Genomic DNA, 21412 nt, shown 5'->3' with positions numbered 1-21412 from the left:
TAAGCGTGCAACTTTATTCTGTGACGTCTAGATAGCTTGCAACAGTCGGGCGGGTCCATATAAGCGAATTTCATTCGCGACAAGACTAGCAACCCAGATGCCAGCCAGAAGCACCAAACAGACTATCATTTGTAGGTCGAACTTTAGCTCGACAGAGTTGGTGCTCTGAGACTACTGTTGGTGGCGCTATCCCATGTACTTCAATTGGCTTGCGCCTGTCTCTTCTCGAGCCACGAATCAGACAATTACCAATTAAAAAGTGCGCCAACTAAACACATGGCACATCGCTATTTAGCCATCTAAGGCTAATTTCTGTCATTCTGCTGCTTCTGATCCTCTTCCGCATCCTGTTTAACTTTCTCAGCTGCTTCATGGGTCACTAGGTTAAGCGACCGAGCGTGTTCTACGGCATCTCCCGCATCTCGGATAAAAGCGAAGGGGACTTGGTAATCAGCATATTCAGACACCGCTGCCATCATTTTTTCAGAGCGGTTATCAGGTGTTAGGTCACGGATGTAGACGGCCAAGATACGGTCGGGGAAATCTTTTGCTACCTGAAGGTAGGCGTATACGTCTTTTTGCCCAGAGTCGCCAATCAACACCAGTTTGAGACTAGGGTAGGTCTTTAATATGGCTTCAATACGGCCTGTTTTGTAACTCTCGTGGCCGCTCTTGAACCAGCGATCTTCACGCAAACCAAAGTCTTTTAGTAGGACTGGGCCTTTGGGTAAACCATTTAGATGGATGAATTCGGCAATCAGGTCGTAGATGTTCCAAGGACTACTGGAGACATAATAAAAAGGGTTGTTCGCTTTCCCAGAGACACCTTTTTGAAGGGCTTTGTAGAACTCAGAAGTGCCGGGAAGCAAGACACGGCTGTGGGCATTGTTAAGTAATACGGTTTTGGCGTGACGCAGAAAGCTGGTTGCGCCGGTTTGCATGATAGTGTCGTCCACATCGCTGACAACACCAAATTCTACGTTGTCATTAGGTACGGACACTTCCGCAATGGTATAGGGTTGAGCTTTGGCGATTTCAGCATCCGTTGGCTGTAGCATCAGCTCCGTCCATGGCTGCTTGACGCTGTCTTTCGCTGGTCTTTTCCAATGGTAGTGGAAATAGCCGTGGGCATCGGTTTTCGCCGAATGTACTTCACCTTCAAGTGTGATATTGATCCGGGTGAAGGGGATTTCGCTACTGCGGTAGCGGCGCATCATGTGGAGGAAGTTTTTCCAGTTGCTGTCTTCGATGTGCCCTTGAATGCCTTTCGCTTCGAGGAGCCTGCCAGCTACCCAAAGTTCTTCAGAGGTGCCGTAGGTCATATAAGGCTGAACAGTCACAGGAGAATAACCACGCCAACGTTTGTAGCGATGTATGAGGGTGGCGCAACGTCTAAGGGAACGATACAGCAACCTTCGAGTCGTCTTTTGCATTGTGGGCCTTATATCAGTCTCAGTGCTATCTGAATGCTTAGTGCGGTCTGGAAAATGGGATTGTATCAGAGGCTTATAGGGTATTCTAACATCTCATCCCCGCGATTATTCTTTTGCTAAATATCATTGGAATGATGCATGACTTGTGCCGCCATGAAACAACCTTAGCTATAATTCAGAAAACCGCTTCAAGAGTAGGAATCATGGAACATAAAGCGCTAAATGATTTGATTGGCAAACATGTTATCGGTGTGCTGGGCACATATCAGGACAGTATGTTTGGAATGGATGTTTACATCTGTGGTGTGGAAATTCTTGATGATGTGCATCTAAAAGTGCGTTTCGCTAATGGTCATGCTTTATCGGTAGAGCAAGCGGTAACTCTTCATCTGGATAATCGCACAGGTGTTTCTGAATACGATGCTGATCTGTCGGTTTATCGTTCATCTTTTAAAGGAACTGTTCAGTCAGTGAGTGAACGAGAGGTAATCGTTAAGGCGTTGGATTATCAAGTCTATTACGGCGTCTCTGTTGTTAAGGAAATTACCGAGGACGGTTACCAATTTCCAGAAGATGACAGAGAGTTGAAGCCACTACCGATTTCTCCTCTGACTAAGGCGCCAGTTATGGATTTAGAAGAGCAGGAGAATAAGATCGGTGTTCTACTAACCTATGCTAATGGTCAGCCTCACTCTACGGTCATGGCTTTTTTATCCTCCGTAGACGACGATATCTTTTTCATAACTTTACCTAGTACATTTAAAGGGCAGTTACTGCAAAAGGATAATCGCTGTTATTTCGCGATAGACGGTCGCTCAACATTTACTTTTGAACATGCCATTGAATGGAATTACAGTATTGTGCGTGGTCAGGCGTATCAAATCCCCAAGCAGTCACCTGTATTCACCCAAATCCAAGAGTTGTTTATTGCTAAGAATCCGTGGGAGATGGGATTCTTTAGCCATCCAGAAATCGAGATGTATCACGTCAAAGCTGGACAGGTGGTGTGCCCGAAAAACGCTGAGCTTTAAACCACTAAGTGACTCTTTGACTTCCATGGAAGTCAGGCGAGCATTATTCAATGAAAAAGGGAGCCAAATATGGCTCCCTTTTGTTTTTCATTTGTATGTATTAGTCCGTTACCGTGTTCCAAGGCAATTGCCCTGGTGCGGCATCAACGAAATTGAAGTATTGCTCAAGCTGATCAATGAGGTCACGGATGACTTCATCTTTACTACAGCCAAACAACTCGTAGCCTAAGGCACCATTACGGATATAGACGTCTGCTTGCCAGTGAGTGTCATATTTAGAGTGATCACTGTGGGCTTCCGGTATTTCATGCTCGGTGGCAACGACCTGGTAGAAAAAGTCCAATTTCTCATCACGCTCAAGCTGAAAGGTCACGCCTTTTTCTTCTCGTGTGATATTGGCATTCCAGCCATGTACTGCCAGTTCCTTTTGTACTTCTTCCATAGCAGGCTCTACCACTTCCTTAATGAAGTGAGTGACCTTGGCTTCCCCTGGGAATTTAAACAAAGTGCTAAGACGCTTGCGCCAGTTACCGTCATTACTGAAGGCTCTGGCTGGTGTGGCAGCGGCTTCCACTGCAGCACCTCGGTGTCCTTCGATGACTAAAGCACGCCAAAGTCCAACCGCAGAAATCAGCATTATGATGGCAAATGGTAGGGCGGCAAGGATACTCATGGTCTGTAAGGCGCTTAAACCGCCAGCCAAAAGTAGGGTTGCAGCAATTGCACCTTCTAAAGATGCCCAAAATACTCGTTGCCACACTGGTGTTTCTAGAGCACCCCCTGAGGCCAAAGAATCCACGACCAAGGAACCTGAGTCCGATGAGGTAACAAAGAAAGTGATGATCAAGAACACTGTTACCACAGACAAGAAGCTTGACCAAGGTAGCAAATCATAAAACTGGAACAGGGCCACAGAATGGTCTGCTTGCACTTCGCCTATTAAGACATCTTTACCTTCCGACATGATGAGGTGTAAAGCAGTGTCACCAAAGATGGAGAACCATAAAAACGTAAAAATGGTCGGCACAGCCAAAACACCAAAGATAAATTGGCGAATAGTGCGACCACGGCTGATTTTAGCGATAAAAAGACCAACAAACGGTGCCCATGCAATGGTCCAAGCAAAGATAAATAGGGTCCAATTACCGATCCAATCACTTTGGGTATAGGCTTGTAAGTTGAATGTGCGCTCAACAATATTGCTTAAGTAAGAGCCTGTGTTTTGTACGAAGGCATCCAAGATATGAATACTTGGCCCGACTAAAAACACTATGGTCATGATGAAGACTGCTAACACCATGTTTAAGATGGATAGGTTTTTGACCCCTTTATCCATACCGGCAACGACTGAACCAATGGCTGCAATAGTGATTAGAACGATGGACGTTATCTGAACTGTGGTACTGATTGGTATGTCTTCCCACAAATAGTGTAAGCCAGCGTTGATCTGAGTAACGGATAGGCCAAGAGTGGTAGCCAAGCCAAAAAGGGTACCCAAGATGGCGAAAATATCCACAACATGGCCAATAGGGCCGTAAATGCGGTCACCAATAAGGGGATAAAGGGCTGAACGAACCGATAAGGGTAAACCATGACGGAAGGTGAAATAGGCCAGCACCAGCCCCATCAGTCCATAGATGCCCCAAATATGAAGCCCCCAATGGAAGTAGGCGATTTGCATGGCTTCCCGGGCAGCGCCAATGGTTTCTGGTACCGCATTAGGGGGTTGAGAGAAATGTAATACTGGTTCAGCGACGCCAAAGAAAAGTAAGGCGATGCCGTAACCGGCAGAAAACAGCATGGCAAACCAAGCAGGGAAGCTGTAGTCCGGGTCGGCGTGATCCGGCCCCAACCGGATGTTGCCCCAGCTACTAAAGCCGATACAAATTAGGAATACTAAGAATATGGCGGTTGCTAGCATGTAGAACCAACCAAAAGTATTCGTTATCCATGCGAGAGCACTTTGAAATGCTTGTCCAGCGAGTTCTGGATTACTTAGAGTTCCAATGATTAAAAGTAGTGTCACAATGGCCGTGGGAACAAATACTGGTAGTAGCATTGCCCCTATCCTTGCCTGCTTGAAATGGGTCATAAACGATCCTCCTTTTTGACATGACTGTCACAAAAGAACAGATAATTATCAAGCCCAAGACTGAGTAAATAATTAGATATCTAAGTAATTTTTGAAATAGTAGGGTATCTCAAATGAAAGGTAAGGGATTTGTAATCAGGGGGGAATCCATAGTGAGGTGACATGTTCTGGTGGCCGTGTTCTGTCCAATTGAGAGAACACGGCCTACCAAATACCTCGGAGAATTCTGCTTACTTAGCGGGGATGCCATCAGTGTTTACGTAAGGCTTGTTGATCTTTGCAATGAAAAACCAAGACAAAGCACCAAGGGCATAACATGTCAAAACGACGATAGACATAGAAATTAAACTGGTACCGTTAATCCCCGTTAAAGGAGATGAAACTCCACCAAAGGCGAACATTGTCGCCCCAAGGACAGCTGAACCCACCCCAGCGTTTTTGTGGAGTTTCTGCATGGCCTTGGAGTTGATGAGGGTTGCCAATGCGCTGGTAAAAGCAATGGTTACAAGCAGAACAGGCACAACCAATAACAAAGGGGAGTCAAGCAAACTCACAGCAAACAGACAGGCAGCACTTAATACAGCAAGAGAGATTGTGTAGTTAATGACAGACGTTTCCCCATGATGGCGTGCCAGTTTGGCGACGATACCTGCCGAAATGATCATACCAAAGCCATTTAATCCGAAGACATAACTATAGGCTTGAGGTGACAACTCAAACTGCTCTTGAAACACGTAGGACGATGCCGCAATGTAAGCGAACATGCCTGCAAACACAAAACCTTGGGCGAGGCTCATCCCAATAAAAGAACGGTTACTTAAAACTTCTTTTATCCCCTTAGCCATAGATTGCTGGCTGATATGCTCTGGTTTAAGAGTTTCTTTAAGGCCCACTGTAGATACGAGCGCAAGACCCCCTGCAATAACGGCTAGGCTAATAAATAATCCCTGCCATGGGGTGTACTCTAATTGAAAGCCACCAATGATAGGGGCGGCAATCGGAGCTAAGCCATTCACTGCCATGAGTAGTGCGAAAAAGCGTGTTAAATCTGCTCCTGAATACAAGTCCCGAGCGATGGCGCGTGATAATACTGCTCCTCCAGATCCTGCTAAACCTTGTATGAAGCGAGCAATAATCAGTTGCTGCATATCTGTTGCCAGAGCACACCAAATAGAAGCGCCAACAAACAGCAGTAGTGACATTAAAAGAGGGATTTTACGCCCAAATTTGTCACTTAATGGACCAAAGACTAATTGCCCGATACCCAGCCCAAAAAGGGCTGTCGTCAGAGTAAATTGCGAAGTCGCTGTGGTGCTGCCTAACTCAGAGGTGATATTGGGTAATGCTGGCAAGTAAAGGTCGGTACACAATGGACCTAAGCCTGCAAGTAGCCCGAGAAGTATGATTAAAAAGCCGTGATATTTGTTCATAGATGTCCGTTTTTAGTTAACTGGTTGATAAAGTCAACTATATATCCATTTTAAAGTCTATGTAAGCCATAACATGGGGAATAATCGTGGTTAATTCCAAACTTCGACTAGAAAACAGCACTATCAGCGAGTTGTGCAACAAAAGACCTAAGAGTAAGATTCAGATTACTTTTTAATCAAGGAAGATACTATGGTTACTCCTATCTATGCTGCATTGCTGGCATTGCTTTATATATTCTTGAGTCTTCGTGTAATTCGATTACGCATCGCATTTAAAGTAGGGATCGGTGATGGAGAGCAAAAGCAATTAACCCGGGCCATTCGTGTACAGGGAAATTTTGGTGAATACGTTCCATTTGCGCTTTTGTTGTTGTGGATGTATGAAACCATGAATGGCGCACCACTGTTGGTTCATATCCTCGGAGTTCTATTGTGTCTAGGTCGTGTACTTCACGCTTATGGCGTTAGTCAACGTAGAGAAACGCTGGCTTTTCGTCAAACAGGCATGGTAATGACTTTTTTAGTTATGCTCATCTGCTCAGCTTGTATCCTAATAAAATATTTTCTGTAGCCGTATAGGACTTATAGATAAAAAGGGGCTCGTAAAGAGCCCTTAAATTTATTAAAGGGTTCTCAAATGACAAATCAGAATTTAATGCGGGTTCCCATCATATAGCCCAATTCTGAATCGTCAGCATCTGAATTAGAAAGCTCCCCAAAGACTCTAACATTTTTAAATTTGCTGAATTCGTAGGTGACGTTGGCGTACCACTCATTGGTTTCTTTATCGTCAGTAGGCTTATTGTTAACAAAACCAATGGCCATGCGAGTTCGGTCTGCCACATCAAATAAGCTCACCACGTTATACACCTCGAGTTCGTCTTCTGCTTCAGAATAATCCGCTGCAAAGGTAGCAAACCCTGCATCAAAGGCTGCACTGATACCATAGGCGTGCTTTTCGTCACCATGCAGGGATTGCTCTCTTTTTTGGTAGGCAACGGCTAATTCAAAGACATCTGTTCCGTAGGAAGCAAACAGGTCAAATGACTGCTCGTCCTCACTGTCTTCCTCTTCTGCTCTGAGTTCTGTGGACAATACGATATTGAGGCGGTTTAGATCGATATCCAGCGCCAAGACATCATCGCCTTTAGTTTTCCCAAATGCGACGTCTTCAGATGACATTTCATAGTCTTCGGCAATACCAAAGTGGTCCGATGCATAATCCTGCTTACCAATGGTAGCGGTAGTGTTGTGGTACTTAAAACCTAAGAAGGCTTCATCAAGGTCTGAGGTTTTACCTTTTTTATCATTGGCTGAATCTTTAAAGTCAAATTTGATGCGACCTAAAGCCGTTAGGTGGTCATCAAGTTGGTAGGAGATTTTATTATCGAACTCTACATCATCAAAGTTAACGTATAGGTGTTTATCGTCACCGTTATCTTTTTGGAGTTGTACCTGCAAATCGCCATTTAACTCATATTTGAAGCCATCTTTTTCAGCGATGGTCGCCGCCGAAGCCGATGTACCCGTTAGCGCTGTCATGATACTCGAGGCAATAAGCGTCTTTTTCATATTAAAATTCCCTTTTCAATTTGAAGTTTGGCAAATCAGAATTTCCACATCCTATAGAAACTCTCTGGTTCGCTTTGCTTAGTTAGGTGATCTCTTTCAAGATCGATATTGTCCTTCTATGGAAGGGTCAATTCTTCGCTGTAGCACTGCTCTAATTCCGTCAGACTGTAATAAAACTGAGTGCCGGGGACCGGCTGACAATCACTTTTAAAGAGGGTCTCTTTTTCGTTGTAGAGCATTTTGACTAATGCTTGGCCACTTATGGGGTTGCGGTACAAATCCCATTGTATGTTGGCGGAATAAGGGGTGACCCAATCACCTCGCCATGGGTTGTTTTCTTGGCTGTAGAGCTCATCGGGGTGAGCGGGTTGTTGGCTGCCATTCACTTTTAGCAAGGCTGCTAGGGGCATGATTTGTTCCGCGTGGGCAAAGCGTAGTTTAGCGAGCTTTTTAGGTTGGCCTTCATTATCGAGTGCGCGCTTCATTTCACTAAACATGTCTGCAAGCAAAGGCTTGGCAATATTGAAAGTTACCCCGTTATTATCTGAAAAACTTGGGCCTTTTTCGTAAAAGTCTTCAGCATCAGAAAGGTAGGAAAACCATGCGGATTCTTCAGGTGTGATGAACTGCTCTAGATTCCAGATATTACCTTGCTGTTGAGCTTCACGTAGCATGCCTGGTCCAATGATAAACATGTTATAAAGCATGAGTGCGGCATCAACTTCGTGTTGCACGTATTTCCAATCATCTTCCGTTTCGCCGGGCATCCTAGTATTGGTCTTGAAGCAATTGTCGGCTTTAACATCACATTGCTTATCCTTCGATACCTGGTGCTCTAAAAAATCAACGTATTCCTTGGTGTAAAGGCGCTCAAGCATTTGCCGTGCTATGGCTTTGGTTTGTGGTAGTTGGTCCAGTTGATCCAGTACGTCATTTAGCTTGTCAGATTCTTGGAAGGCTTTATAAGCTTGATAGTTATCAGAATAGGCTTGGTATTTTGTGCTCTTTTGTGGGTCTGTTTTATGGGAATAGAGCTCAAATTTGTTTATCAGTTGGCTATCGATCTGGTTTGGGTTTGGTTGATTCTGATAACACTTTGCTGGGTCGTCGTTTACGAAGTCCACGTTATTAGCCAGTGCCGTCATAAAGTAGTGGGCAGTTTGGTTAGCACGTTCTTTACCGGATGTCTGGACTTGGATGCAGATAGGAGATTGGATGCCACTTTGAGTGAGTAAAGGTGACAATCGTTGAGCCATACGGTGTGCTATACCAGCGGTCTCTTCTTCTCCGATTTGAGTTAACAACCCATAACCTAGGGTGTTATTCGCTGCGATGACTTGATCAGTGATAGGGCCGAGTTTTTGACCTAATGGCGTCAATTGACCACGTTCTTGGGCAAGGTTCCAAACTTGTTTGGTGAGAATGTCATATTTAGGGCTGGAAAGTCCCCGGGCACCATGTCGTTGTACAAGTTGAGTATAGAAGGGCTCAAAACCATCTGGAGCAGCTTCGTAGCGGGCAGAGTTCTGTTCAGCTTTGTAGATGGCTTTGCTGCTATAGAAATACTCACTAGAGTGAGCGCGCTCAAGGTTGAGGCCCAAAACTGAAATGGCTGTAGTGAATAATATGGGGTAACGCATATATCTTCCTTGATATTAATGTAACGGACTCGGTAACTGCCCATTTTCAAGCAAGGAAGATTAGTGGGATAAGGTGACAGTCATATTACGATCAAGATGTTTTGTGCTTCCCTTGGTGTGTTTCAAAGGTTGTTCACTAGGGGCCATCGTTTATGAGAGCCCCCAGTGAAAAGCCTGAAACTTCAGAGATGCGGCCGCGCCACCATACGCCACGATTTTCAGGTACGGGGGTGCCAGAGGTATGGAAAAAGTGAGCGTTCTTAAGATGAATATAGCTAGGGGCGAGGGCGGGTTCGCTTTTGTTAGCATACACATCGCCGTTCTTTGAAAACGCCGCTTTAACCTTCTCAGCGGCTTCGCCTTTTAAGCCAAAAGAGAATTCTTCACCAAAACCTTGGAAGTATTCTTTGCCGCCAATTAATGTGCCAGAGACAAGAAATCCACCAACGGTTAGGGTGATATCGAAACTCATTTTACCGCTATTCGCTATTTCAATCAGATCCTGTAAAAACCAATCTTTATCATCTACGTTTACCACTTCGGTGACTGATGCTTTATTTTCGCTCATGTGATCCCTACATATTGATCTAACAAGGTTTAACGTTATGCTGTTTTTAAATTTAGTCTATTTGGCAAAAAGTACAAAGAAGGAAAGGCGTTCCTATGTGGCAAGAAGTATTAGATTTTTGGTTTAACGAAATCACTCCTAAGCAGTGGTTTGAAAAGGATGACGCCTTCGACAAATTGATTACATTCCGTTTTACAGAGCTTCTCGCTCAGGCAAAAGCCGGTGAGTTGGCCCCATGGCGTAGCGAAGCCAAGGGAGCATTGGCAGAAATAATTCTGCTGGATCAGTTTTCTCGTAATGTTTATCGAGATCAGCCGGAATCTTTTGCAGCGGATCCTATGGCGTTAGCTTTGGCGCAATGTGCTATTGAAAAAGGGCAGGATCTTGAACTGTCAGAAATTGAGCGAAGCTTTCTCTATATGCCGTTTATGCATTCTGAGTCATTAGTGATACATGAACAGGCAGTAGGGCTATTTGAATCCCTCGGTTTAGATAACTCTCTGGAGTTTGAAAAACGTCATAAGGCAATCATAGAAAGATTTGGTCGATATCCCCATCGTAATGAGATTCTGGGCCGTGTTTCTACTGACGAAGAATTGGAATTTTTAAAACAGCCTAACTCTGGGTTTTAATCTAGTATCAAGGCGACTTAAGGAACCTTTTATGTTCACAAATACAATGCTTGCTGAAGAGGTCATCAAGCAACAATTTTTAGTGGTTGAGCGTCTAGAAAAGACACTTAGCCAAGTAAAAGAACACGTTTCAGAAGATGAATACAGAGATTACCGATTGCAAATTGGTAAAGTCATTTTCGAGATTTGGGAAAACATTATTAATCCGTTATTTGAGCAGCACCCTACACTAGATCGTGAAAACCTTACCGCTCAGGTAGCAAACTCTAATATCTAGTTATTAACCTTTATGAGAGCACTTCCTTAATAGCCTTCTTAACAGTATTCACCGCTTTAGTGTAGGGCTGATGTTTACCTTGGCATATGAATAGGGGTTCCCAAATAGGGTGGGTCAAAGTGTGTTGCCTAATCTTTTCTGCTGGACTGAAGGCGGATACCGCGTGGGCAGGCAGAACAGTGAACCCTAATCCTCTACTAACGGGTTCTAAAATTAATCCTATCTGATTAGAAAACCCTCGATTGGGCAATTGATTCACGTGCTGAAATTCAGGGTAGTTTGCCCCCAATAGGAGGTTTCCATGATACGCGCCATCTGGGTGATGGATGAATCCGATCGTGCTCAATGCGTCCCAGCTAGGTGCTGTGATGAACTCTGGGGTCACTAATAGTAGGGGTTCCGATGCAAGGGGGTCATAGGTTAAAACATGTTGATCCACCTGTTCACTGGTAAGGCCAATGTCAATCTGTTTTGTTTTCACTGCTTCTGCAATGTCTTTGTTTGGGGCAAATCGATACTCAATCACTAATTCGGGATGTGATTGCTGCAAGGTCAATAAAACTGGATATAGTTTTAAGCCCACACTTCCAGGGGACATGATTTTAACTGTCCCGCGATAAGGTTCGTCTTCTCTAATTTGCTCTGGAAGCTCAGTGAGGCACCCTAATATGTGCTGGGCTTGCTCCAATAAACGTTCACCTGCAGGCGTTAATTCAAAACGCTTTGCGTGCCGATGAATCAGTTCAACATTGAGTTGAGATTCCAGTTTTTTAATATGCTGGCTCAATCCGGATTGGGTCATATGACATTGCTCCGCAGCGAGGGTAAAGTGCTTTGTCTCGCATAGTGTCACGAAGCTCTTCAATAAATTCGGATTAATCATTAGCTAGATTACTCAACTTTATTATTAATGATAATTTCACGAGATGATGCCACAGAGGTACGCTTTCTCCAATACATAAACGAGGAGGCATTATGTCTAATACGACCACACAGTCATCATACCCAAGAAGCTTTTCCCATATTGGCATTTCTGTACCGGATTTAGAGAATGCAGTTCACTTCTATACGGAAGTACTGGGCTGGTACCTAATTATGAAACCTTCCGAAATTATCGAAGATGACAGTGCTATTGGTGAAATGTGTACTGACGTTTTTGGCGTTGGATGGAAACGTTTTCGAATAGCTCATTTGTCTACCGGAGATCGTATCGGGGTAGAACTGTTTGAATTTGATAACCAAGAAAACCCAGAGAATAATTTTGAATACTGGAAGACAGGGGTATTTCATTTTTGTGTGCAGGACCCAAATCTAGAAGAGTTAGCTGATAAAATCGTCGCTGCAGGGGGCAAAAAACGTATGAAGGAGCCCCGTTACTATTACCCAGGGGAAAAGCCTTATCGAATGATTTATATGGAAGATCCTTTTGGCAATATTCTTGAAATTTACAGTCATAGTTATGAGTTGACCTACAGTGCAGGGGCATACTAAAGCTACCCAATTGTCTTATAGGTCTGTCTTGTCCAAAAATCAAAAGGACTGGTGTGTCTGGTGAGGATGATTTAACGTGATGATATTCTTGTTTCAATAAGGAAGCTGATGATGTACAAATTTTTAATCACTATTGAATTACAACCAAATACACTGGATAAGATTCTTGAGGTGGCCCCTAAAGCTCAGGCCGCCACTCGAGCAGAAGAAGGCTGTTTAGCCTATGACTTTTTTACCTGTACCGATGACCCGAATAAGCTTGTGTTCATAGAATGCTTTACTTCTAAAGCAGCCCATGATGCCCATATGGAAGAGGCCCATACGAAAGAGTTCATTGCCTTTCATGAGCAGTTCCACAAGTCATTGACCTTTGAGGTCATTGAAGAAAGTTAAGCCTGTATCGACTGATTAAAAAGGCCCCTTGTAAGATCAAGGGGCCTTTTTTTATGTCTTTTAAAAATGTGATAGTAGTTCTTGACCACCACGGAATAACAAAAGAATGGAAAGGATGAACAGCAAGATCTGTATGACTTTTATGTAGGTTTGATCTTTTAGTTTTGAAGTTAACCATCGGCCAAAGAAAGTACCTAATATCCCTGTACCGGCGAGGATACTGACTAGCCCCCAATTCAAACCATCTAATTGACCAATAGCAAAATAGGCTGGGATCTTCACCACATTACCAATGGCAAAAGAGATGGCGATAGTACCTGCGAATTCTAACTTTGGGAGTTTCTGAGGCAATAAATAAGCTTGTGCTGGTGGCGCGCCAGAGTGGGTGATAAAGCTAGCAATACCAGTCAAAGTGCCCCAAAAAATACCTGGGGCAATGTGCGCTGGTTGAGGTGAACTATCGCCGGATCTATTCCCAAGCCAAGATTTAATTCCGTACCAGAGACCAATGGCACCGGTGAAAATGAGTAGGGCATATTCTGGTGTGTAGGGGGTAATCAAGGTTGCAATCCCAACACCCAGTAAGATCGATGGGGTGAGTATCAGTACATTGCGTAGAGAAAAATTATGGCGATAGAGCCAGACACCAATCCAGTCTGTGACGATGTAGACGGGTAATAAAATCGCTGCCGCTTTAACTGGATTCATAAACAACGCTAGCATTGGCACGGCAATGGCGGCAGCAGAAGACAAGCCACCCTTTGAAACCCCTACAATGAGGGCTGCTAGGATAAGTAATACTGTATCTGACATGAAAACTCCTTTTCTTAACGGCGTTTACCTATCACTTTGTCAACACCAAAATTAAATAAATATTCCGTAATGCTATATCGTGGAATATTTTATTCCCATTCTTATGTGGCGTATTTTGTCACTGTCCATAGAATTTCCTTTGTGTTGAATTCAAAACCTACAAAATACCTATCCTTGTAATGCCATTAGAATCTCTTATCAGTTACCTGTGGTGTTTATGGTTAGGATTGTTTAGACTCAAGCCTGTTTAGGGGAGTAGCCTTCTTTGGGAAACCGAAGAGTAAACGCCAACAGTCTCCGAGCCTACGCTCGTGGTGTTTACGTACTAAGTGTATTGGCAAGACTTAAGCAATATTCGCGTGCGGACAGGACGTGGGTGTTGCTTAGGAATCAAGCCTGTCCGCTAACAAGAGTACTTATCGTGAAAACCTACCTATCATCGGCTGACGCCTATTTTGCTTCGCCTTCCGTACTTTACGTACAAGGAGGTGTCTTATGATCCTACCTATTATTGCCATCATTGTTGGTTTTTTCTTACTGATAAAAAGTGCTGACAAGTTTGTCGAAGGGGCTTCATCCGTTGCTCAATACAGTGGCATGCCGCCTTTGTTAATCGGTATGTTGGTGGTGGGTTTTGGTACCTCTGCCCCTGAAATGGTGGTATCGGCCATGGCTGCGATTGATGGAAATCCTGCCTTAGCTCTTGGTAATGCCATAGGCTCTAACATCGTTAACATCAGCTTGATCTTGGGGGTGACGGCGGTTATCGCTCCGATTGCTGTGCATTCCACCATTGTTCGTAAAGAGCTACCCATTCTACTGCTGATCTCTTTTATTCTTGGTGCCATGTTATGGGATTTTGAAGTAAGCACCTTAGAGGCTGTTGGCTTATTAGTGGTGTTTTTCTTGGTGTTCGGCTGGCAGATTTATGCTGCTTTGAACGGCAAGGGGGATGCGTTAGAAGCGGATATGGAAGCAGACCTACCGGAAAAAGAGTCCTCATTAACTAAATCCATTATTACATTAGTTCTTGGTCTAGTGGTGTTGGTCATCAGTTCACGAATGCTGGTTTGGGGCTCTGTAGAAATCGCCTCTCTATTAGGTGTCAGTGATCTTATTATCGGTCTAACGATTGTGGCGCTGGGTACTTCTCTACCAGAGTTGGCGGCCTCCATCGCTGCGGTTCGTAAAGGTGAACACGATCTCGCCATTGGTAACGTGGTCGGTTCTAATATGTTTAACACTCTCGCCGTTGTCGGTATTGCTGGGGCGATTGAGCCAATCGCAAATATCGGTTCTGAGGTCTTCTGGCGTGATTGGATGGCTATGATTGGCCTAACGGTTTTACTCTTGTTGGTATCTGTACGTTTACGTCAGACTCGCGTAATCAACCGTTACGAGGGTGGCTTATTGTTACTCTGCTATGTGGGGTATAACGCTTATCTTGTGTCAGGCAGTTTATAAAAGGAGCAAGTCGTGGAAAGTTTGATGTCATTTTATCAAACCTATGAGAGCCAAATTTTTGATATGGGACGCAATGCACTATTGACCCTGGTTATTCTGGTTGCTGCATCTATTTTATCTAAAGTGGTGCGCAAGGGGGTCTTCGCCAGTGCTTCGCGCATGAGCAAGAATGACGAGATCGTTTCTAATCTATTGTCAAAGGTTGCGGCATATACTGTTTATTTAGTGGCCTTGGTGATCATACTAGACTTGTTTGGTGTGAACACTGCGAGTCTGGTTGCTCTGGTGGGTGCGGCGGGCTTAGCCGTAGGTTTAGCACTTAAAGATACCCTAAGTAATATTGCTGCGGGTATTATGATCTTGTTTCTAAAGCCTATTAAAAAGGGCGAGTTTGTCGAATTTAGTGGCATTATGGGCACGGTGAAAGACATCGGCTTGTTTACGTCCATTTTTGAAACGGCAGATGGTCTCTACATTTCTAGCCCCAATAGCGTGGTGTGGGGTTCTACGATCAAGAACTTTACTCGCAATAGCCGTCGCCGTATGGATATTACGGTAGGGATTTCTTATGAAGATTCTATTGATGTAGGTATGAAAGCGTTACTAGATCTGGCGGCTGAATACGAGGTTCTACTTAAAGATCCTGCGCCACAAGTGATCGTTCATATGCTGGCTGACAGTTCTGTCAATTTGCAGTTGCGTGCTTGGGCACCGACTGACAAGTACTGGGACGCCTATTGGGCGATTCAAAAAGACGCCAAGCTACGTATAGAAGCGGCAGGCCTTACTATTCCATTCCCGCAACGGGATTTGCATGTGTACAACCATGCACCAAAGAACGTGGCTTAATTGCCCAGTTTTATGTCTCTAAAGGCCTCCTAGGAGGCCTTTTTTCATGTCCTGTCATATGGATTATTCGATCAATTGGAAGATACATAGACTATAAGAAAGGTGTAGGATCTGTGGTAAGAATGATCAAAATAACAGGTTAGCCTTTTAAGTCATTCGTTCGCCCTTTAACCTCTAAGTTACATATTGAATTTGTGACAATAAAGGGCATGCGCATTGATAAAAATAGTGAAAAAACTAGAGCATAGCACTCAAAAAATGGTGGATTCGAAGCGCATGTTGCCAGCAATTATGGTGGCATCGTTTTTAGAATCGACTGTGGTGCCCATTCCTTTAGAAGCTGTGATGGTACCACTGATGCAAGCTAGTCGAGAAAAGCTATGGCTGATTGCATTGATGGCTACTTTAGGCTGTCTTATTGGCGCATTGGCAGGTTATGGCTTAGGCTATTTTTTATTTGATTTGGTGGGAGATTGGGTCATCGAAACCTTTTCTAATCCAGAGCAATTTGAAATGGTTAAGAGCAAAATGGAAAGCCAAGGTTTCTGGTTTGTTTTAACGCTAGGAATAGTACCCATACCTTTTCAAATTGCTATGTTAGCTGCCGGTGCGACACAGTATTCGATCATAGGTTTTCTTGCCGCAACAGTCATTGCGCGGTCTATCCGATATTTTGGTTTGGCGTCAGTGGTGTACTTTGCTGGTAACAAAGCAGAAGATTTGATTAAGCAACACAAAACAAAATCCATGGTGATGCTAACCCTATTAGTACTAGGGGCTTGGGCTGCATCCGTCCTGTTGAAATGAGTCTACGTAGTGAGTTGTAATGACCAGTGTTCAGGGCGAACTTTAGAGTGCAATTACGTTAGTTTATATCTCTAAAACGGGGCATTGGCCCCGTTTTGTATTTTAAAACCATGAAGAATCTGCTGTCATAGGGAGTACTGCTTAACCGAGATGAGGTGTCTATGATAATTCGTGATGTGCATGATTTAGATATCGAAGGGATCACAGCTCTGTACAACCATTATGTGATTCACACGAGTATTTCCTTCGAAGAAGAGCCGGTGACACCTTCGCAAATGGCACAACGTGTGTCAGAAGTCTTAGAGAAAGGGTTGCCTTGGCTGATTGCAGAGAAACATGGAAAAGTCCTTGGTTACGCTTATGCCAGTCCTTGGAAATCGAGATCCGCCTATCGCTTTACGGTTGAGCCTTCTGTTTACGTTTCGAAGGATGCAGTCGGTGAGGGGGTTGGGTCTAAGCTATATCGGACGCTACTTTCCGGCTTGAAAGAGCAAGGTTTCCAGCATGCTATTGGGGTTATAGCCTTACCTAACGAAGCAAGTCTTAAGCTGCACCAATCATTTGGATTCAAGGAAGCCGGTGTGTTCCGAGATATTGGTGTCAAATTTGGTCAGAAATGGTCGGTGGCATATTGGCAATTATCATTACAAGAATGGAACTAGAAGAGATTATTGGAATCCATGTAATGTCCAATATGAACAACATCATAAACCAATTCATGAAACGAACGCCGCTTATCTCTATTTTTATTCTGATGCTGTCTTTTGCGCTCTTAGTAAATGGTGCAAAAGCGGTTGAGATTATGACTGCAAGTCAACCTGCTACGGTCTTCAGTATGGGGATGGACATGTCTATCCATGATAAAGAGGATTGTTGTGTGACCGAAGCTCATGACAATGACTGTGGATGTTCCGTGTTTGGTGCTGTGTTGTCACTGTTCAAACCTCCGTCGTTCCCTAGGCATTCTATGGCGCACTGGCTGCCATATTCCAAACCCTTGAATCGTATTGAGCCACTAGAGCGCCCTCCAAAGCAGAGGATTTAACCCTTTTGTTAAATCTTTTTATAATCAATTTGGAGAAAAGCTATGAAATCAATGACATCGTTGGCGTTTGTCGCTGTAGTTACGTTACAAGGTTCTTTGTTTACTGGATCAGTCCACGCCACGGACTCATCAGAGGTATTTACGAAAGGTGAAATGCTGCTGGTGCACAAGAGTCCTACATGCGGTTGTTGCAGTGGTTGGGTTGAACATATGCAAATGCATGGGGCTCAAACCAAAGTGAGTCATCCTGCTAACCTTAATCTATTGAAGTCTGAGTTAGGAATTCCAGGGAATGCACGCTCTTGCCATACGGCTGTGTCAAAGGATGGGTATGTATTTGAAGGTCATATTCCAGCTAAGTTTATTCAGCAATATTTGGCTAACCCAACGCCTAAGACAAAAGGGCTGGTTGTGCCCGCCATGCCAGTGGGCTCTCCTGGAATGGAATATAACGGTCAATTCATGCCTTATGCGGTGCATCTTTTGCACGACGATGGCAGCCTCAGTGAGTATGCTAACGTCATGTCACCGGAAGATCAGGTCTAATTTATTTAAGTTTTAGATCGTTTTATAAAAGGCAACGTCAGATCGACGTTGCCTTTTTTGACTGAATTATTTGGGATACATGTTTTGATTACAGGCATCAATCACATCACCTTGGCAGTGAGCGATTTGGAACGCTCCTTAGGGTTTTATATTGAGTTATTGGGGTTTAAAGGTCATGTGGCATGGGATGGTGGAGCGTATCTGTCAGCTGGAGACCTTTGGCTGTGTTTATCTTTGGATTCTCCTGTTCCAAGTGAAGACTACACACATTTAGCATTTGACGTTTCTGAAACCAATTTTCAGTCATTTTGTGAACGATTATGTCAGTCAGGAGTCTCTATCTGGAAGGACAACCGTAGTGAAGGCCAATCTTTGTATCTTTTGGATCCAGACGGGCACAAACTTGAAATTCACGTAGGCTCCCTTGAGACACGTTTAAGCGCGTTAAAGTCCAAACCCTACAAAGGTCTAAAATGGCTATAAGCCACAGCATTTAAATTACTGAAGGAGAAAGGTGATGAAAGGTTTTTTTGCTGGCTTGTTGATGTTAATGCTCGTCCCAGTGGCTAATGCCAGTTATTTAGTGACAGACAGCTATGTTCTAACCATTAAGAAAAAATGTGGGGAAGGACATGTGACATGTGATAAGGCCCTATTGGTGATGAAATCTAAATCATCTGGCAATACATTGCTCATGCGCGGTCAAACGTTGCATCGAATGTGCGCAGATGGTATCACCCCCTGTCAATTCGTTGGCTTTCGATTTCAACATGCGGGTGTAACCTACACGGTATTTGAGCCGGGTACTTTAATGATTACCCAGGCAAACGAAACCTTATTGGAGGAACGTGGTCACTGGTATCGCTAACCGGTTGACTTTGTTAACTTAATTGCTGTTTTTGTTTGTTATTTAGACAGTAATATGTGTTCTGATCAATTACTTCAAAAATATGTCGGTGTTTTTACATATCTCCTGTTGAAAAAGCCTTACATCACCCCTAGGTTTATTAGTGTGACAATGAAACGCTAAACGTCCCCGAGCAAAGGGGATAGGAAGAAGGAAACAAAATATGTACACACTAGATATCAGCGGTCACCATGTTCACACTACTGAAGAAGTTCAGGCGATTATCAAAGAGGGAATGGATTATTTAGCTGAAATCAACAGCCATATTACTTCAATAAAAGTTATCGTTAACTCAGAGAACCATCACAACAAAAGCGAGCTTATTGTAGAAGCTCGAGTACATATACCTGGTCACGATTTATTTGCGACCGTCACCACAGACAAACAATTGAGCCTTGCGGTTGATATGCTAGCCGAAAAGCTTGAAAAGCAATTACTCAAACATAAATCAAAACATGAAGGGCGCAAGCATCACCCTGATGCCCGTGATGTTGAATCAGTCGAAGAGCGAGAAGAGCAGGAAGAATTTAATGAGCTCGAACGCCGTGATGCTATCTAATAGCATCCACGATAATAGTACCTACTAAAAAGAAACCCGCTAAGGCGGGTTTTTTTATGATCGGGAATTAAGAAATAGGGCATTTATGATCGGATCACTTATGGCTTTTTTGGAGCACAGCATGCGCACTGATAGTGCAAAAAAAGATCACACTCCTTCGGTGTGATTAATCTTAAATTCTATATTATTGAAATAAAAGGGTTTTATTGTTTTGGCACGGAGTGTGCTTACTATTAGATGATTAAAAATTGATAGATGTGGTGCCAACGTAGGCATGACATCAATGTCTTTAAGCATTCAAAGTAGAATGTTAACGACTGGCAAAGGCGCCTGAGAAACCACCTAAGTGGCATTCTCAGGCGCCTTTTTTTTGCTTTTAAAACACCGAAAACGGAGTTTGACCATGACGTTAAATGCCTTGAAAACTGTTCTACCTACTTCTAATTATCGAACAATGAATAAACTTAGCGCGGCAATCATTGTCGGCGCTGGGTTGTTGTCTGGTGTGGCGCAAGCTGAACTAGGCTACCCAGAAAAAGAAGAACTGAAGTTTGGCTTCATTAAATTAACAGACATGGCGCCATTAGCGGTGGCATATGAGAAAGGCTACTTCGAAGATGAAGGCCTATACGTAACTCTTGAAGCGCAAGCCAACTGGAAAGTGCTTTTGGACCGAGTCATTGACGGTCAGCTTGATGGCGCGCACATGTTGGCGGGTCAACCTTTAGGTGCAACCATCGGCTATGGTACCCAAGCACACATCATCACAGCTTTTAGCATGGACTTAAATGGTAACGGTATTACCGTATCCAATGATGTTTGGGATGAAATGAAGAAAAACATTCCAAATGGACCGGATGGAAAACCTGTTCACCCAATCAGTGCCAGTGCATTGAAGCCAGTGATTGATCAATACAAATCTCAAGGTAAGCCATTTAACATGGGCATGGTATTCCCAGTATCGACCCATAACTATGAACTGCGCTACTGGTTGGCGGCGGGCGGTATTAACCCAGGCTTTTATGCGCCAGCAAAAGGCGATACTAGTGGTCAAATCAATGCAGAAGCTTTCCTATCTGTCACACCTCCACCACAAATGCCAGCGACTATGGAAGCCGGAACCATCTATGGTTACTGCGTAGGTGAGCCTTGGAACCAGCAAGCCGTATTCAAAGGGATCGGTGTACCAGTCATCACGGACTATGAAATCTGGCGTAATAACCCTGAGAAAGTATTTGGCGTGAGCGGTGACTGGGCAGAAGAGAACCCAATTACCCACATCCGTGTTGTAAAAGCCATGATTCGTGCAGCGAAATGGTTGGACGAAAACAACAACGCAAACCGTCCTGAAGCGGTAGAGATCTTGTCCCGTAGTGAATACGTTGGTGCAGATTACGATGTCATCGCTAACAGTATGACGGGTACCTTTGAATACGAAAAAGGTGACAAGCGTGAAATCCCTGACTTCAACGTATTCTTCCGTCACAACGCAACCTACCCGTACTACAGCGATGCTATCTGGTACCTAACGCAAATGCGTCGTTGGGGGCAAATTTCAGAAGGCAAGTCTGATCAGTGGTACATGGACACAGCGAAATCTGTTTACCGCCCAGACATTTATGCTGAAGCAGCGAAATCCTTGATTGAAGAGGGTGTGATGATGGCGTCTGAATTCCCTGATTTCGAAACAGAAACTGGCTTCAAACCACCTCAAACCGGTTTCATCGATGGCAAAGTCTACGATGGTACGCGTCCTAATGAATACCTAGGTAAATTTGAGATCGGTCTAAAAGGCGACGAGCAGATTTAAACCTCTGGGGCTTGGGTCTTGCCATAGGCCCAAGCTCAAGTTGCACGTTATTT

At 44.0% G+C, this 21412-nt stretch carries 24 protein-coding genes; 16 read left to right on the top strand and 8 right to left on the bottom strand.

What is annotated here, in order from left to right; all coding sequences use genetic code 11:
• Positions 1–305: 305 nt before the first annotated feature.
• Entirely contained in the window at positions 306–1433 is a 1128-nt protein-coding gene (locus tag ACFQ45_RS10885) for an App1 family protein (RefSeq protein WP_377367563.1), read from the bottom strand.
• A 203-nt stretch (positions 1434–1636) separates the two neighbouring features.
• Between ACFQ45_RS10885 and ACFQ45_RS10880 the strand changes: the two genes are divergently transcribed.
• Entirely contained in the window at positions 1637–2464 is an 828-nt protein-coding gene (locus ACFQ45_RS10880) for a hypothetical protein (RefSeq protein ID WP_377367561.1), read from the top strand.
• Positions 2465–2564: 100 nt separating this feature from the next.
• Here the strand turns inward: ACFQ45_RS10880 and ACFQ45_RS10875 are convergent, their stop codons facing one another.
• Positions 2565–4523, bottom strand: a complete 1959-nt coding sequence (locus ACFQ45_RS10875; protein ID WP_377367559.1) for a BCCT family transporter — start codon at positions 4521–4523, stop codon at positions 2565–2567.
• Positions 4524–4786: 263 nt separating this feature from the next.
• The gene (locus tag ACFQ45_RS10870; protein WP_377367557.1) at positions 4787–5986 is read right to left on the bottom strand and encodes a multidrug effflux MFS transporter; all 1200 of its coding nucleotides are present in this window, start codon (positions 5984–5986) and stop codon (positions 4787–4789) included.
• Positions 5987–6176: 190 nt separating this feature from the next.
• Between ACFQ45_RS10870 and ACFQ45_RS10865 the strand changes: the two genes are divergently transcribed.
• Entirely contained in the window at positions 6177–6557 is a 381-nt protein-coding gene (locus ACFQ45_RS10865; RefSeq protein WP_377367555.1) for an MAPEG family protein, read from the top strand.
• A gap of 74 nt (positions 6558–6631) precedes the next feature.
• Here ACFQ45_RS10865 and ACFQ45_RS10860 read toward each other — a convergent pair whose 3' ends face one another.
• The 3 genes from ACFQ45_RS10860 to gvpU all read right to left on the bottom strand — a co-directional run bounded on the left by ACFQ45_RS10860 (position 6632) and on the right by gvpU (position 9766).
• Positions 6632–7558, bottom strand: coding sequence for a porin (locus tag ACFQ45_RS10860; protein WP_377367553.1), 927 nt, complete (start codon positions 7556–7558; stop codon positions 6632–6634).
• A 116-nt stretch (positions 7559–7674) separates the two neighbouring features.
• On the bottom strand, positions 7675–9198 hold the full coding sequence (locus tag ACFQ45_RS10855) for a histidine-type phosphatase (protein WP_377367551.1): 1524 nt from the start codon (positions 9196–9198) through the stop codon (positions 7675–7677).
• Positions 9199–9334: 136 nt separating this feature from the next.
• Positions 9335–9766, bottom strand: a complete 432-nt coding sequence (gene gvpU / locus ACFQ45_RS10850; protein ID WP_377367549.1) for a gas vesicle accessory protein GvpU — start codon at positions 9764–9766, stop codon at positions 9335–9337.
• 95 nt (positions 9767–9861) lie between these two features.
• Here gvpU and ACFQ45_RS10845 point away from each other — a divergent pair, with 95 nt between their 5' ends.
• Positions 9862–10398 carry a DUF924 family protein gene (locus ACFQ45_RS10845; RefSeq protein WP_377367547.1) on the top strand — a complete coding sequence of 179 codons (537 nt, stop codon included), beginning with the start codon at positions 9862–9864 and terminating at the stop codon, positions 10396–10398.
• A 31-nt stretch (positions 10399–10429) separates the two neighbouring features.
• Positions 10430–10675 (top strand): hypothetical protein, encoded by a 246-nt coding sequence (locus ACFQ45_RS10840; RefSeq protein ID WP_377367545.1) that lies wholly within the window; start codon positions 10430–10432, stop codon positions 10673–10675.
• A 10-nt stretch (positions 10676–10685) separates the two neighbouring features.
• Here ACFQ45_RS10840 and ACFQ45_RS10835 read toward each other — a convergent pair whose 3' ends face one another.
• Entirely contained in the window at positions 10686–11558 is an 873-nt protein-coding gene (locus tag ACFQ45_RS10835) for a LysR family transcriptional regulator (protein WP_377367543.1), read from the bottom strand.
• A 92-nt stretch (positions 11559–11650) separates the two neighbouring features.
• On the opposite strand from ACFQ45_RS10835, the gene ACFQ45_RS10830 reads away from it, so the two are divergent.
• On the top strand, positions 11651–12166 hold the full coding sequence (locus ACFQ45_RS10830) for a lactoylglutathione lyase family protein (RefSeq protein ID WP_377367541.1): 516 nt from the start codon (positions 11651–11653) through the stop codon (positions 12164–12166).
• Between the two features lie 108 nt (positions 12167–12274).
• Positions 12275–12559, top strand: a complete 285-nt coding sequence (locus tag ACFQ45_RS10825) for a putative quinol monooxygenase (RefSeq protein ID WP_377367539.1) — start codon at positions 12275–12277, stop codon at positions 12557–12559.
• A gap of 60 nt (positions 12560–12619) precedes the next feature.
• On the opposite strand, the gene ACFQ45_RS10820 is transcribed toward ACFQ45_RS10825, so the two are convergent.
• Positions 12620–13372, bottom strand: a complete 753-nt coding sequence (locus tag ACFQ45_RS10820; RefSeq protein WP_377367537.1) for a sulfite exporter TauE/SafE family protein — start codon at positions 13370–13372, stop codon at positions 12620–12622.
• 495 nt (positions 13373–13867) lie between these two features.
• Here ACFQ45_RS10820 and ACFQ45_RS10815 point away from each other — a divergent pair, with 495 nt between their 5' ends.
• The 10 genes from ACFQ45_RS10815 (at position 13868) to ACFQ45_RS10770 (ending at position 21359) form a co-directional block, all read left to right on the top strand.
• Positions 13868–14836 carry a calcium/sodium antiporter gene (locus tag ACFQ45_RS10815; protein ID WP_377367535.1) on the top strand — a complete coding sequence of 323 codons (969 nt, stop codon included), beginning with the start codon at positions 13868–13870 and terminating at the stop codon, positions 14834–14836.
• Positions 14837–14848: 12 nt separating this feature from the next.
• Entirely contained in the window at positions 14849–15685 is an 837-nt protein-coding gene (locus ACFQ45_RS10810; protein WP_377367533.1) for a mechanosensitive ion channel family protein, read from the top strand.
• A gap of 276 nt (positions 15686–15961) precedes the next feature.
• Positions 15962–16492, top strand: a complete 531-nt coding sequence (locus ACFQ45_RS10805) for a YqaA family protein (RefSeq protein WP_377367531.1) — start codon at positions 15962–15964, stop codon at positions 16490–16492.
• A gap of 161 nt (positions 16493–16653) precedes the next feature.
• Positions 16654–17154 (top strand): GNAT family N-acetyltransferase, encoded by a 501-nt coding sequence (locus ACFQ45_RS10800; RefSeq protein WP_377367530.1) that lies wholly within the window; start codon positions 16654–16656, stop codon positions 17152–17154.
• A gap of 23 nt (positions 17155–17177) precedes the next feature.
• On the top strand, positions 17178–17537 hold the full coding sequence (locus ACFQ45_RS10795) for a hypothetical protein (RefSeq protein WP_377367528.1): 360 nt from the start codon (positions 17178–17180) through the stop codon (positions 17535–17537).
• 42 nt (positions 17538–17579) lie between these two features.
• Entirely contained in the window at positions 17580–18083 is a 504-nt protein-coding gene (locus tag ACFQ45_RS10790; protein ID WP_377367526.1) for a DUF411 domain-containing protein, read from the top strand.
• An 84-nt stretch (positions 18084–18167) separates the two neighbouring features.
• Positions 18168–18566, top strand: a complete 399-nt coding sequence (gene fos / locus ACFQ45_RS10785) for a fosfomycin resistance glutathione transferase (RefSeq protein ID WP_377367524.1) — start codon at positions 18168–18170, stop codon at positions 18564–18566.
• Between the two features lie 34 nt (positions 18567–18600).
• On the top strand, positions 18601–18951 hold the full coding sequence (locus tag ACFQ45_RS10780) for a hypothetical protein (RefSeq protein WP_377367522.1): 351 nt from the start codon (positions 18601–18603) through the stop codon (positions 18949–18951).
• A 202-nt stretch (positions 18952–19153) separates the two neighbouring features.
• The gene (gene hpf, locus ACFQ45_RS10775; protein ID WP_377367521.1) at positions 19154–19549 is read left to right on the top strand and encodes a ribosome hibernation-promoting factor, HPF/YfiA family; all 396 of its coding nucleotides are present in this window, start codon (positions 19154–19156) and stop codon (positions 19547–19549) included.
• A 403-nt stretch (positions 19550–19952) separates the two neighbouring features.
• Positions 19953–21359 (top strand): CmpA/NrtA family ABC transporter substrate-binding protein, encoded by a 1407-nt coding sequence (locus tag ACFQ45_RS10770; RefSeq protein ID WP_377367519.1) that lies wholly within the window; start codon positions 19953–19955, stop codon positions 21357–21359.
• The last annotated feature ends 53 nt before the right edge of the window (positions 21360–21412 follow it).

Origin of the sequence: Rhodanobacter aciditrophus (assembly GCF_042679525.1) — a bacterium.
GTDB classification, from domain to species: domain Bacteria; phylum Pseudomonadota; class Gammaproteobacteria; order Pseudomonadales; family Marinomonadaceae; genus Marinomonas; species Marinomonas aciditrophus.
Note: the sequence above shows the minus strand (reverse complement) of the source record. Positions and strands in the feature narration are given on the sequence as shown.